Origin of the sequence: Dietzia sp. DQ11-71 (assembly GCF_014144995.1) — a bacterium.
Taxonomy (GTDB): Bacteria; Actinomycetota; Actinomycetes; order Mycobacteriales; family Mycobacteriaceae; genus Dietzia; species Dietzia kunjamensis.
In genome coordinates this window covers 1-13,080 of sequence record NZ_JAALDT010000001.1, presented here as the reverse complement: position 1 = coordinate 13,080, position 13,080 = coordinate 1, and the positions used below count along the sequence as shown (strand labels likewise).

The 13,080-nt window shown below is 69.9% G+C and carries 12 protein-coding genes; 6 read left to right on the top strand and 6 right to left on the bottom strand.

What is annotated here, in order from left to right; translation table 11 throughout:
• Positions 1 to 285 precede the first annotated feature (285 nt).
• Positions 286 to 1,254: a quinone oxidoreductase family protein gene (locus G6023_RS00060; protein WP_182633757.1), complete on the top strand. Its 969-nt coding sequence runs from the start codon at positions 286 to 288 to the stop codon at positions 1,252 to 1,254.
• Between the two features lie 42 nt (positions 1,255 to 1,296).
• On the opposite strand, the gene G6023_RS00055 is transcribed toward G6023_RS00060, so the two are convergent.
• Positions 1,297 to 2,313 (bottom strand): heme o synthase, encoded by a 1,017-nt coding sequence (locus G6023_RS00055; protein ID WP_256385623.1) that lies wholly within the window; start codon positions 2,311 to 2,313, stop codon positions 1,297 to 1,299.
• 176 nt (positions 2,314 to 2,489) lie between these two features.
• Here G6023_RS00055 and tkt point away from each other — a divergent pair, with 176 nt between their 5' ends.
• From tkt to pgl, 5 genes are read left to right on the top strand one after another with little or no spacing between them, the layout of a single operon-like run.
• Positions 2,490 to 4,601: a transketolase gene (tkt, locus tag G6023_RS00050; protein ID WP_067716333.1), complete on the top strand. Its 2,112-nt coding sequence runs from the start codon at positions 2,490 to 2,492 to the stop codon at positions 4,599 to 4,601.
• Positions 4,598 to 5,704 (top strand): transaldolase, encoded by a 1,107-nt coding sequence (gene tal / locus G6023_RS00045; protein WP_182633756.1) that lies wholly within the window; start codon positions 4,598 to 4,600, stop codon positions 5,702 to 5,704. The genes tkt and tal overlap by 4 nt, the downstream gene beginning before the upstream one ends.
• The gene (zwf, locus tag G6023_RS00040; RefSeq protein WP_067716385.1) at positions 5,704 to 7,281 is read left to right on the top strand and encodes a glucose-6-phosphate dehydrogenase; all 1,578 of its coding nucleotides are present in this window, start codon (positions 5,704 to 5,706) and stop codon (positions 7,279 to 7,281) included. The genes tal and zwf overlap by 1 nt, the downstream gene beginning before the upstream one ends.
• Positions 7,266 to 8,198, top strand: coding sequence for a glucose-6-phosphate dehydrogenase assembly protein OpcA (locus G6023_RS00035; RefSeq protein WP_096905442.1), 933 nt, complete (start codon positions 7,266 to 7,268; stop codon positions 8,196 to 8,198). The genes zwf and G6023_RS00035 overlap by 16 nt, the downstream gene beginning before the upstream one ends.
• Before the next feature lie 57 nt (positions 8,199 to 8,255).
• On the top strand, positions 8,256 to 8,978 hold the full coding sequence (gene pgl / locus G6023_RS00030; protein WP_067716341.1) for a 6-phosphogluconolactonase: 723 nt from the start codon (positions 8,256 to 8,258) through the stop codon (positions 8,976 to 8,978).
• 91 nt (positions 8,979 to 9,069) lie between these two features.
• Here the strand turns inward: pgl and secG are convergent, their stop codons facing one another.
• The 5 genes from secG to whiA form a co-directional block, all read right to left on the bottom strand.
• Positions 9,070 to 9,303: a preprotein translocase subunit SecG gene (gene secG / locus G6023_RS00025; RefSeq protein ID WP_067716343.1), complete on the bottom strand. Its 234-nt coding sequence runs from the start codon at positions 9,301 to 9,303 to the stop codon at positions 9,070 to 9,072.
• 127 nt (positions 9,304 to 9,430) lie between these two features.
• The gene (gene tpiA / locus G6023_RS00020; RefSeq protein WP_132061394.1) at positions 9,431 to 10,216 is read right to left on the bottom strand and encodes a triose-phosphate isomerase; all 786 of its coding nucleotides are present in this window, start codon (positions 10,214 to 10,216) and stop codon (positions 9,431 to 9,433) included.
• 26 nt (positions 10,217 to 10,242) lie between these two features.
• A complete protein-coding gene (locus tag G6023_RS00015; RefSeq protein WP_182633755.1) occupies positions 10,243 to 11,460 on the bottom strand; it encodes a phosphoglycerate kinase in 1,218 nt (405 codons plus the stop codon).
• Positions 11,461 to 11,601: 141 nt separating this feature from the next.
• Positions 11,602 to 12,618 carry a type I glyceraldehyde-3-phosphate dehydrogenase gene (gene gap, locus G6023_RS00010; RefSeq protein WP_067716354.1) on the bottom strand — a complete coding sequence of 339 codons (1,017 nt, stop codon included), beginning with the start codon at positions 12,616 to 12,618 and terminating at the stop codon, positions 11,602 to 11,604.
• A 120-nt stretch (positions 12,619 to 12,738) separates the two neighbouring features.
• Positions 12,739 to 13,080 (bottom strand): DNA-binding protein WhiA (gene whiA / locus G6023_RS00005; RefSeq protein WP_182633754.1); only part of this gene is annotated, 342 nt, incomplete at its 5' end.

The window sequence follows — 13,080 nt, the reverse complement described above, 5'->3', positions numbered from 1 at the left end:
GCCGGCGCCTGCGCCTGCGTGTCAGGCGCGGACGGCGCCGGCGCCTCCTCGGTGACCGCATCGGCTCGGGCGGGTGCGGCCGCCGCCCCGGACCCACTGGTGATGATCTCGGGCCAGCCGGTCGCCCGGACTCGCGGCCCCCCGGCGTACTGGGAAAGGATCTGCAGGCTCATGGGGGTAGCCTATCGCCTCCCCCGCCCCGCTTCCGCCGGGACTCCCGCGAACCGGCGAACCGGAGTCCGGCACCGGCTGCGCCGGACGACATACTTCCGGATACTGGGCGCCATGAGAGCCATAGAGATCTCCAGGCACGGCGGACCCGAGGTGCTCACACCGGTCGAGGTGGGTGTCCCCTCACCAGGACCGGGCGACGTGCTCGTCCGCACCACCGCGATCGGGGTCAACTACATCGACACCTACTTCCGCGAGGGCACCTACGCCCGGGGCCTGCCGTTCGTCCCCGGCAGCGAGGGGACGGGAGTGGTCGAGGAACTCGGCGAGGGAACGCCCGACCTGATGGTCGGCGACCGGGTGGCGTGGTGCCAGGTTCCCGGATCGTACGCCCAGTACGTCGTCGCGCCCGCCGAGTCGCTGGTGACAGTGCCGGAGGGCGTCGACGACGAGGTGGCGGCCTCGATGCTGCTGCAGGGGCTCACAGCGCATTACCTCATCACCGACACCCACCGGGCCCTACCCGGCGACACCGTGCTGATCACCGCGGGCGCGGGCGGGGTCGGGCAGCTGCTCATCCAGCTGGCAGTCGCCCACGGACACCGGGTGATCACCACGACCTCGACCGAGGAGAAGGCGGACCTGTGTCGCGAACTGGGGGCGCACCACGTGCTGCTCTATCCCGACGCGACCCCGGAGAGGATCCGCGAGCTCTCCGACGGCGGTGTCTCCGTGGTGTTCGATGGCGTGGGCCGGGACACCTTCGACGACAGCCTGGCCTCGCTGGCCCGCCGCGGGACCCTGGTTCTGTTCGGCGCGGCGAGCGGTCCGGTCCCGCCGGTGGACCCGCAACGGCTCAACGCGGCCGGCTCGGTGTTCCTCACCCGGCCGAGCCTGGGTGACTTCATCGCCGGCACCGGGGAATTTCGCGAGCGGGCCGGCGAGGTCCTCGAGGGGATCGTCGACGGCTCGCTCCGGTTGTCGGTGGGCGCGACGTTCGGATTGTCGGAGGCGGCGGAAGCGCACCGGGCGCTGCAATCCCGGCAGACCACGGGTTCGGTCGTCCTCGACCCCGCCCGCTGAGCGCCCTCGACCCCGCCCGCTGAGGAGGGCGGGGGTGGGTGATCAGGCGATCGGGAAGATCTCCGCGATCGTCTGGAGTCCGAGGACCGCGTCGACGGACAGTGCGACGAACACCCCCGCCAGGTAGTTGTTCGACAGGATGAACAACTTGAGGGGCTTGACCTCCACCCCGCGCCGCACACCGGCCTCGAGGCGGTGTGCCATGACGATGAACCACACTCCGAAGCCGAGCGCGCCGGCCGCGTACACCCAGCCGGCGGCGGGGATCAGGGCGAACGTGCACAGGACGGTCACCCAGGTGTAGATGGTGATGCGCCGGGTGACCCCCTCGGCGGACATGATGACCGGGAGCATCGGCACTCCGGCGGCCTCGTAGTCCTCCTTGTAGCGCATCGCGAGCGCCCAGGTGTGCGGTGGCGTCCAGAAGAAGATGATGAGGAACAGGACGATCGCCTGCCACCAGTTGTGCGCCTGCCCCTCGGGGAGATGATCGGTGATCACGGCCCACGACACCAGGACCGGCATGCATCCCGCGGCCCCGCCCCACACGACGTTCTGGGCCGTGCGGCGCTTGAGGATCATCGTGTAGACGAACACGTAGAAACAGATGGTCAGCAGGATGAAGAACGCGGCCAGCCAGCTCCCGGCCAGCAGACCCAGCCACAGCATGCTCGAGACGCCGAGCAGCAGACCGAAGACCAGTGCGGCCCGGGTACTGATCGCGTGACGCGCCAACGGCCGACGCTCGGTTCGCTTCATGACCTTGTCGATGTCGGCGTCGACAACCATGTTCAGCGAGTTGGCGCTGGCCGCTCCCAGCCAACCGCCCACCAGGGTGAGCAGCACCAGCGAGAGGTGGACATTGCCGCGGTCGGCCTGGAGGAGGGCGGGGATGGCGGCGACGAGCAGCAACTCGATGACGCGCGGCTTGGTGAGGGCGATGTACGCCATCACCACGTCGACCGCGCGGGCTCGCCCGCTCGCCGGAGCCGGCCGCCCCGTGGACTCTGGAGGGGAGACTGATGGCCCCCCACTCCGGGTCGGGGTGGAATCGTGCACCGGAACTCCTCGCAGCAGACGTCAACGCACTACTGACCCGATACTACGTCCCCCCTGCACGGTCCGCGAAAGAGCGGGGGCGGGGACCGCACGCCCCGCCGTGCCCGCGACCACTAAGGTGGTTCACGACATACGCGCGGATCCGCGCCGCACCCTCAGACCCGGGAGAACCACAAGTGACCAGCGCGTCGGAGATCACCGAGCTCACCACTGCACGCCACCCGTCCGACTGGACCGAACTCGACACCCGCGCCGTCGACACCGCGAGGGTCCTCGCCGCCGAGGCCGTGCAGCGATGCGGTAGCGGCCACCCGGGCACCGCGATGAGCCTCGCGCCGCTCGCCTACACGCTCTACCAGCGCATCATGCGACACGATCCCTCCGATCCGACGTGGGTCGGACGGGACCGCTTCGTCCTGTCCTGTGGACACACCTCTCTCACTCAGTACATCCAGCTGTACCTCGCCGGCTTCGGGCTCGAGCTGGACGACCTCAAGGCGCTCCGGACCTGGGGATCCAAGACCCCCGGACACCCGGAGTGGCGGCACACCGACGGCGTGGAGATCACCACCGGCCCGCTGGGTCAGGGGCTGGCCTCCGCGGTGGGCATGGCGATGGCGGCACGCTACGAGCGCGGACTGTTCGATCCGGAGACGCCGTCGGGCAAGAGTCCGTTCGACCACTTCATCTACGTGATCGCCTCCGACGGTGACGTGCAGGAGGGGGTCACCGCCGAGGCCTCCTCCCTCGCGGGCACCCAGCAGCTCGGCAACCTCATCGCGATCTACGACGACAACGAGATCTCGATCGAGGACAACACACGGATCGCCCTCAACGAGGACGTCGCGGCGCGCTACGAGGCGTACGGCTGGCACGTCCAGACGGTGAACGGCGGTGAGGACGTGGCCGCCATCGAGGAGGCCATCGCCGACGCCCGTGCGGTCACCGACAAGCCGTCGCTGATCGTCCTGCGCACCGTCATCGCCTTCCCGGCGCCCACCATGATGAACACCGGGGCCTCGCACGGCGCGGCGCTCGGCCAGGACGAGGTCGACGCCGTGAAGGAGGCGCTCGGCATGGGCGGCACCGAGCCGTTCACGGTGGAGGACGAGGTGATCTCCCACACCCGGGCCGCCCGCGACAGAGGTGCCCGCGTCCACGCGCAGTGGAGCGACATGTTCCACGCCTGGGCGGAGGCGAACCCGGAGCGCAAGACCCTGTTCGATCGCCTCTACTCGGGCGAGCTCCCCGACGGATGGGATGCCGGGCTCCCCACGTGGGACGCCGATTCCAAGGGCGTCGCCACACGTAAGGCGTCCGCCGAGGCAATCCAGGCCCTGGGTGCCACCCTCCCCGAGTTGTGGGGCGGCTCCGCGGACCTGGCCGGTTCCAACAACACGCCCATCAAGGGCGCGGACTCCTTCGGCCCGTCCTCCATCTCGACCGACACGTGGACCGCGTCCCCGTACGGACGCAACCTGCACTTCGGCGTTCGTGAGCACGCCATGGGCGCGATCCTCAACGGCATCGCCCTCCACGGTCCCACCCGGCCCTACGGCGGGACGTTCCTGATCTTCAGCGAGTACATGCGTCCGGCCGTCCGGCTCGCCGCGCTCCAGGGGAGCAACGCGTACTACGTGTGGACCCACGACTCGATCGGGCTCGGCGAGGACGGCCCCACCCATCAGCCGGTCGAACAGTTGGCGGCGCTGCGCGCCATCCCGGGTCTGGCGATCCTGCGTCCGGCCGACGCCAACGAGACCGCGGCGTCGTGGCGCGCCATGCTCGAGGCACTCGACGGGCCCAAGGGCCTGTGTCTGACCCGTCAGGACGTCCCGGTGCTCGAGGGCACCAAGGAGCTCGCCCGCGAGGGGGTCGAGCGCGGGGGCTATGTCCTCGCCGAGGCCTCGACCGGGACCCCCGAGGTGATCCTCATGGGCACCGGGTCCGAGGTGCAGCTGGCCGTGCAGGCCCGCGAGGTCCTCGAGGCCGAGGGCGTGGCGACCCGTGTGGTCTCGATGCCCTGTGTCGAGTTCTTCGATCAGCAGGACGCCGGGTACCGCGAGTCGGTGCTCCCCCGCTCCGTCCGCGCGCGGGTCAGCGTCGAGGCCGGCATCGCGATGCCGTGGCACCGGTTCCTCGGCGACGCCGGCCGAGCCGTCTCGCTCGAGCACTTCGGCGCCTCGGCGCCCTACCAGACCCTGTTCACCGAGTTCGGGATCACCGCCGACGCGGTGGTCTCCGCGGCCCGCGAATCCCTCGCGGCCGCTGCCGGGGAGGCATCATGACCAACGCCAATCTCGCTGCCCTGAGCGCCGCCGGCGTCTCCGTGTGGCTCGACGACCTGTCCCGACAGCTCCTGTCCTCCGGCGAACTCGAGAAGCGGATGTCCGCCTATTCGATCGTCGGCGTGACGACCAACCCGGCCATCTTCCAGTCGGCGCTGGCCGACTCGACGGCCTACGAGAGCGCGCTCACCGAGGCGGTCCGCGCCGACCGTGACGTGGATTCCGTCGTGCGGGCCCTGACCACGTCCGACGTCCGCGACGCGTGTGACGTCCTGGCCGACGTCCACCGCGCGACCGACGGGGTGGACGGCCGCGTCTCCCTCGAGGTGGATCCCGGCCTGGCCCACGACACCGCGGCGACCGTGACGCAGGCGGTGGAGCTCTCCGAGGTGGTGGACCGCCCGAACGTCATGATCAAGATCCCCGCGACGTCGGCGGGGTTGCCGGCCATCACCGATGTCATCGGCAAGGGCATCGACGTGAACGTCACGCTGATCTTCTCGGCGGACCAGTACCGCGCGGTGGCGGAGGCGTACCTGACCGGACTCGAGCAGGCCGCTGCCGCCGGTCACGACCTGTCCGCCATCCACTCCGTGGCGTCCGTGTTCGTCTCCCGGCTCGACACCGAGATCGACTCGCGACTCCCGGAGTCGTCAGAGCTGCGGGGCAAGGCCGGTCTGGCCAATGCGCGCCTCTGCCAGGAGGTCTACGAGGAACTGTTCGACCCCGAGGGACGCTTCGGGGCACTCGCCGATCGCGGAGCCCGTCCCCAGCGTCTCCTGTGGGCCTCGACGGGGGTCAAGGAACCGGCGTACCCCGACACGCTGTACGTGACCGGTCTGGTGACCCACGGGACGGTCAACACCATGCCGTTCGGCACCATCGAGGCGTTCGCGGACCACGGCGTCGTCGAGGGCGACACGGTCCGGGGCACCGCCGAGGAGTCCCGGGCCACCCTCGACGCACTGCGCGCCGAGGGGATCGACCTGGACGAGGTCTTCACCCTCCTCGAGCAGCAGGGCGTGCAGAAGTTCGTGACCGCCTGGGACGACCTGGTGGACACGGTGAGGACGCGGATCGACGAGATCCCGACGGGGCCGTGATCGGCCCGGACGACGGGGCGACACCGGTCGTCGAGGTCCCCGGCGGCGCCCCGGAGGGGTGGGCCAACCCGCTCCGTGATCCCCGGGATCGTCGGCTCCCCCGCATCGCGGGACCGTCCGGTCTCGTGATCTTCGGTGTGACGGGCGACCTGTCCAAGAAGAAGCTCATCCCCGCGATCTACGACCTGGCCAACCGTGGCCTGCTCCCGCCGGGGTTCTCCCTGATCGGCTTCGGCCGCCGACGGTGGACCCACGACGAGTTCGCCGCGTTCGCCCGCGAGCAGGCCCGCGAACGGTGCCGGACCCCGTTCCGCGAGGACGTGTGGGAGCAGCTCGCCGCCGGACTGCGGTTCGTCACCGGGACATTCGACGACGACGAGGGCTTCGACGATCTGGCGGACCAGCTGGGGGCACTCGAGGCCGACCGTGGGACCGCCGGCAACTACGCGTTCTACCTGTCCATCCCCCCGGATGACTTCCCGACCGTCTGCCGGCACCTCGATCGCACGGGGTGCACCCGCGGCCCGGAGGGGTCCTGGCGCCGGGTGGTCATCGAGAAGCCCTTCGGGCACGACCTGGCGAGCGCCCGCGAACTCAACGCGGTGGTGGGTGCGGTCTTCCCCGAGGACTCGGTCTTCCGGATCGATCATTACCTGGGCAAGGAGACCGTCCAGAACATCCTCGCATTGCGTTTCGCCAACCAGCTCTTCGAACCGGTGTGGAACGCCAACCACGTGGATCACGTGCAGATCACCATGGCCGAGGACATCGGACTGGGTGGTCGGGCCGGCTACTACGACGGCATCGGCGCGGCCCGCGACGTCATACAGAACCACCTCATCCAGTTGATGGCGTTGGTCGCGATGGAGGAACCGACCGATTTCTCCGCTGCCGCGTTGCGGGCGGAGAAAACCAAGGTCCTCGAGTCGACCTCGTTGGCACTGCCGATTGCCGAGACGGCCGCGCGTGGTCAGTACGCGGGTGGCTGGCAGGGGTCCGAGCAGGTCGTGGGGCTGAAGGACGAGGAGGGGTACGACCCCTCCTCGGCCACCGAGACCTACGCTGCGATCACCCTCGAGGTTCACAACCGCCGATGGGCGGGGGTCCCCTTCTATCTCCGCACCGGCAAGCGGTTGGGACGACGGGTCACCGAGATCGCGGTGGTCTTCCGGCGCGCTCCGCACCTGCCGTTCGACGCGACCATGACCCAGGAGCTGGGGCAGAACGCGCTGGTCATCCGGGTCCAGCCCGACGAGGGTGTCACGTTGCGCTTCGGCTCCAAGGTCCCGGGCACCGCCATGGAGGTCCGCGACGTCAACATGGACTTCGCCTACGGTGAGGCGTTCACGGAATCCTCCCCCGAGGCCTACGAACGTCTCATCCTCGACGTCCTGCTGGGCGAGCCCTCGCTCTTCCCGGTCTCCCGCGAGGTCGAGCTGAGCTGGCAGCTCCTCGACCCGGTCCTGCAGGAATGGGAGTCGGCCGGGACGCCGGAGCAGTACCAGGCCGGGACGTGGGGGCCGAAGGGCGCCGACGAGATTCTGGCCCGGAGTGGCCGCGCATGGAGGCGACCGTGATCATCGACCTACCCGACACCTCCACCCGCGGGATCGCCAAGAAGCTCGTGCAGATCCGCGAGGAGGCCGGGCTGAGCACCATCGGACGGGTGCTCACGCTGATCGTGATCACCGATCACGTCCGCGGCAGCGAGTCCGCGATCGAGGCGGCCAACGAGGCCAGCCGGGAGCATCCGTGCCGGGTCATCGTGGTGATCCGCGGACCTCGAGCGGACGCCGACAGGCTCGACGGTCAGATCCGCGTCGGCGGTGACGCCGGGGCGGCGGAGGTCGTCGTGCTGCGCACCTCCGGTGCGATGGCCTCCCAGTCGGCCTCCCTCGTCACGCCGTTGCTGCTGCCGGACACCCCGCTCGCCGTGTGGTGGCCCCGCCACTCCCCCACGTTGTTGTCCGAGGACAGGGTGGGCAGGCTCGCGAAGCGCCGGATCGTCGACTCCGACGCGGAGGGCCATCCCACCGATGCGCTGGCGAAACGGGCGGCCGGCTACTCCCCGGGCGACACCGATCTGGCGTGGGCGCGCATCACCCACTGGCGTTCCCTGCTCGCGGCGACCCTGGACCGTCCGCCCTTCGAGCGCATCACCGGGGCGACGGTGTGCGGCCCGGAGCGGGCGGCGTCGGTGGACCTGGCCGGTGGATGGCTGGCGTCCCGGCTCGGGATCGACGTTCTGCGGGCCGTCGGCCCGAGGATGGTCGTCCTGGAGCGGGCCTCGGGCTCCATCGTCCTCGAGCAGATCAGCGCGACCTCCGCCGAGCTCCGCATCACGGGTCAGGCGCCCACACGGGTGGCGCTCGTCGGCCGCAGCGTCGCCGACTGTCTCTCGGAGGAGCTACGGCGGATGGACACCGACGGCGTGTACGCCGATGCATTGGCCAATCATGACCGTGTCATCTACACCTCTGCCTCGGTTCGCTGAGCCGGGGGCCCGAGGTCGACGTCACTTCCCCACCGGACCACCACCACAGGAGCGCCGATGTCAGTCACACGCCATCTCGTACACCCGGATGCGGACACCCTCGCCGAAGCGGCAGCCCTCGCCGTCGTCGGGCACCTCAACGAACGGATCGCCACCGCCGGGACCGCGACGCTGTCCCTGACGGGCGGCTCGGTGGGGGTGAAGACCGCGGCCGCACTCGCCGGGGCCGATGTCGACTGGTCACGCGTGACCTTCTACCTGGGGGACGAACGCTTCGTCCCGGCAGACGACCCCGAGCGCAACGACGGGCAGCTCGACGACGTCCTGCTCCGCACCGTGGGCGACCGCGCCACCGTCCACCGCTGGCCGGCCCGCGGACCGGAGTTCGAGGACGTCGACGCCGCGGCCGAGGCGTTCCTCGCCGCAGTGGACCTGCCCCAGGGCGACGAGCCGCTGTTCGATGTCACCCTCCTGGGCATGGGACCCGAGGGGCACATGAACTCGATCTTCCCGCACACTCCGGCGGTCGCCGAGACCGAGCGGCTCGCGGTGGGCGTGCGTGACTGCCCCAAGCCGCCACCGGAGCGACTGACCTTCACCCTCCCGGCGGTGCGCAGGTCGAGGCACGTGCTCGTCGTGGCCGCCGGGGACGGAAAGGCGGAGGCGGTGGCCAGGGGCCTGGGCGGGGCGGACCCCGCGGACTGGCCCGTCGCCGGTGCCGTGGGCACCGAGTCGACCACGTATCACCTGGACGGACCGGCCGCCTCGATGGTGCTCTGAGAACAGGAACGGGGCGCGTCCCTTCCACTCGGTGGAAGAGACGCGCCCCGTCGTCCGCCCGGGCGGTGGGGCCGCGCCGGGGACCGGTCGGTCAGCCGAACCGGACCATGAGGCCGACCGCCACGATGGCGATGACCCAGAGGATCGCGACGACCACGGTGACCCGGTCGAGGTTCCGCTCGACCACGCTGGACCCGGAGAGACTGGACTGGACACCGCCACCGAAGAGTGACGACAGGCCGCCTCCCTTGCCGCGGTGCAGCAGGATGAACAGCATCAGCAGCAGGCTGGTGGTGATGAGGAAGATGTCCAGGGCGAGCTTCATGTAGGGATCGTGCCTCACGTCGGGTCGGGCGGTCGGGTGCGACCGCTACAGACTACCCGGTCGGGTGTCCGCGGCGAATCCCGGCACGCCCGACCCCGCGGGGCCGGGCGCGCCGGAGTGGGCGGTGTCAGGGCAACGGGCCACCGGCGGCGATCGCCGACAGCTGGGCGAACTCGTCCGGCTTGAGCGACGCGCCTCCGACCAGACCACCGTCGACATCGGGCTGGTCGAGCAGCTCGCCGATCGTCGAGGCGTTGACGCTGCCGCCGTACAGGACCCGCATCTGCTCGGCCGTCGCGTCATCGGCCAGATCGGCCAACGTGGAACGGATGGCGGCGCAGACCTCCTGGGCATCGGCGGCGGACGCGGTCTTGCCGGTCCCGATCGCCCACACGGGCTCGTAGGCGATCACGCTGGAGGCCAGCTGGTCCGTGGACAGTCCCGCGAGCGATTCGGAGAGCTGGTTCACGACGAAGTCGACGTGGTCCCCTGCCTCCCGCACCTCGAGCTTCTCGCCGACACACACGATCGGCGTCAACCCGTGCCGGTGGCAGGCGGCGGCCTTGGCCGCGACGAGTTCGTCGGACTCCGCGTGGTAGTCACGGCGCTCGGAATGGCCCACGACGACATAGGTGCAGCCGAGCTTGGCGAGCATCCCCGCCGAGATCTCGCCGGTGTAGGCACCGGACTCGTGGACCGAGACGTCCTGCGCGCCGTAGGCGAAGCCCAGCTTGTCGCCCTCGATGACGATCTGGACGCCACGGATGTCCGTGAACGGGGGGATGAACGCCACGTCCACCTTCTCCAAGTACTTGTCCGGGAGTGCGAAGGCGACCTTCTGGACGAGCGCGATGGCCTCGAGGTGGTTGAGGTTCATCTTCCAGTTGCCGGCGATGAGCGGGGTGCGTGCCATGTCTTCTCCTGTGGTCTCGTCGGTCTTCAGTTGCTGCGCTCGAGGGCGGTGACGCCGGGCAGCTCCTTGCCCTCCAGGTACTCCAGCGAGGCGCCACCGCCGGTGGAGATGTGGGAGAAGTTCTCCTCCCCGAGACCCAGGGTGCGGACGGCCGCGGCGGAGTCGCCGCCGCCGACCACCGAGAACGCGCCGTTCTTCGTCGCGGTGATGATGGCCTCGGCGACACCGCGCGTCCCGGCGGAGAACGCCTCGAACTCGAACACGCCCATGGGGCCGTTCCAGAAGACGGTCTTGGCGGCGGAGAGCTTCTCGCTGAACGCCTTCACCGACTCGGGGCCGATGTCCAGGCCCATCTTCCCCTCCGGGATGGCCTCGGCGGAGACCGTTGAGTGCGCGGCGTCGGCCGCGAACCCGTCGGCGGCGACCACGTCCACGGGCAGGCTGATCACGTCGCCGAACTTGGCGAGCAGGTCCTTGCAGGTGTCGATCATCTCCTCCTGCAGCAGTGAGGAGCCGACCTCATGGCCCTGTGCGGCGAGGAAGGTGAAGCACATGCCGCCGCCGATGACCAGGGTGTCGACCTTGGGCGCCAGGGCCTCGATCACGGCGAGCTTGTCGGACACCTTGGAGCCGCCCAACACGACCGCGTAGGGGTGCTCCGGGTCGCCGCTGAGGTTCGCGAGGACCTCGACCTCGCTCTGGACGAGGTCGCCGGCGTAGGCCGGGAGGACCTTGGCGACGTCGTACACCGACGCCTGCGCGCGGTGGACCACCCCGAAACCGTTGGAGACGAACGCCCCGTCCTCGCCCACCAGGCTCGCCAGCTCGGCCGCGAACTCGGCCCGCTGCGCCTCGTCCTTGCTCGTCTCGCGCGGGTCGAACCGCACGTTCTCCACCAGGAGCACGTCCCCGTCGGTCAGGCCGTTGGCTCGCTCGCGGGCGTCCGACCCCACCACGTCACCGGCGAGCTGGACGTAGCGCCCGAGCTCGTCACCCAGCTTCTCCGCCACGGGGGCGAGGGAGAACTGGGGGTCGGGCTCACCCTTCGGGCGGCCGAGATGCGCGGTGATCACCAGCGCTGCACCGGCGTCGAGCAGAGCGTTGAGCGTGGGCAGCGAGGCGGTGATCCGGCCCGCATCGGTGATGGTCGAGCCGTCGAGCGGGACGTTGAGGTCGCAGCGGACGAGGATCTTGCGACCCTCTACGCCGGCATCGAGCAGGTCGTTGAGCGTGCTCACGGCCATGTGGTGGGACTCCTGTCGGAAGAACGGTGGTGATGGTGGGTGGTGCTGCCGGTCCATGTGCTCCGGGCCCGGCCGGGACGCTGTGGGCGTTCCCGGACCGGGCCCGGATCGTCGTACTTGGGATGTCAGTCCCGCGGGGTCTTAGAGCGACTTGCCGACCAGGCCGATGATGTCGGCGAGGCGGTTGGAGTAGCCCCACTCGTTGTCGTACCAGGAGGCGATCTTGATCTGGCCGTCGATCGCCTTGGTCAGCGGCGCGTCGAAGATGGACGAGTGCGGGTCACCGACGATGTCGGAGGAGACGATGGGATCCTCGGTGTACTTGAGGATGCCCTTCATCGCGCCCTCGGCGGCGGCCTTGACCGCGGCGTTGACCTCGTCGACCGAGGCCTTCTTCTCGAGCTCGACCGTGAGGTCGGTGAGCGAGCCGGTGGGCAGCGGGACGCGCACGGCGTAGCCGTCGAACTTACCCTTGAGCTCGGGCAGGACCAGCGCGACGGCCTTGGCCGCACCGGTGGAGGTGGGCACCATGTTGATGCCGGCGGCGCGGGCACGGCGCATGTCGCTGTGGGGCGCGTCCTGGAGGTTCTGGTCCTGCGTGTAGGCGTGGATCGTGGTCATGAGGCCCTTGACGATCCCGAACTCGTCGGAGAGGACCTTGGCGACCGGCGCCAGGCAGTTGGTGGTGCAGGAGGCGTTGGAGATGATCGTCTGCGAGCCGTCGTACTCGTGGTCGTTGACCCCCATGACGATGGTGATGTCCTCGTTCTTGGCCGGCGCCGAGATGATGACCTTCTTGGCACCACCCTCGAGGTGGCCCTTGGCCTTCTCGGCGTCGGTGAAGATGCCGGTGGACTCGACGACGACGTCGACACCGTAGTCACCCCACGGCACGGACGCGGGGCCCTCCTTGACCGCGAGGGCGCCGATCTTGGTCCCACCGACCGTGATCGACGAGTCGTCGAACGTGACCTCCTTGCCCAGGCGACCCAGGATGGAGTCGTACTTGAGCAGGTGAGCGAGCATGTCGTTCGTGGTCAGGTCATTGACGGCCACGATCTCGATGTCCGTCTTGCCCTCGGCCTTGAGAGCCTCCACCGCGCGGTAGAAGTTGCGGCCGATACGTCCGAATCCGTTGATGCCTACGCGCACGGTCACGTGTTGTCTCCTTATTGGTGGTGCGAGAACGCTTGATGTCACCGGGGCCGGGTGGAGCCCGGGACGTGACCCAGACTACCCGGCGGGGACCGCTCCCGCGCAGGGTGCTGCCGGGGTGGATCAGCCTTCGTCGAGCATGTCCTCGGTCACCACGGACTCGGTGTCGGGGATCCCGAGCTCGGCGGCTTTGCGGTCCGCCATGGACAGCAGTCTCCGGATGCGCCCCGCGACCGCGTCCTTGGTCATGGGCGGGTCGGCGAGCTGCCCGAGCTCCTCCAGCGACGACTGGCGGTGCTGGACACGCAGTTCACCGGCGGCGAGCAGATGGTCCGGCACGTCCTCGGCGAGGATCTCCAGGGCGCGCTGGACACGGGCGGCCGCGGCCACGGCGGCCCGGGCCGAGCGCCGCAGGTTCGCGTCGTCGAAGTTGGCCAGGCGGTTGGCGGTGGCGCGGACCTCGCC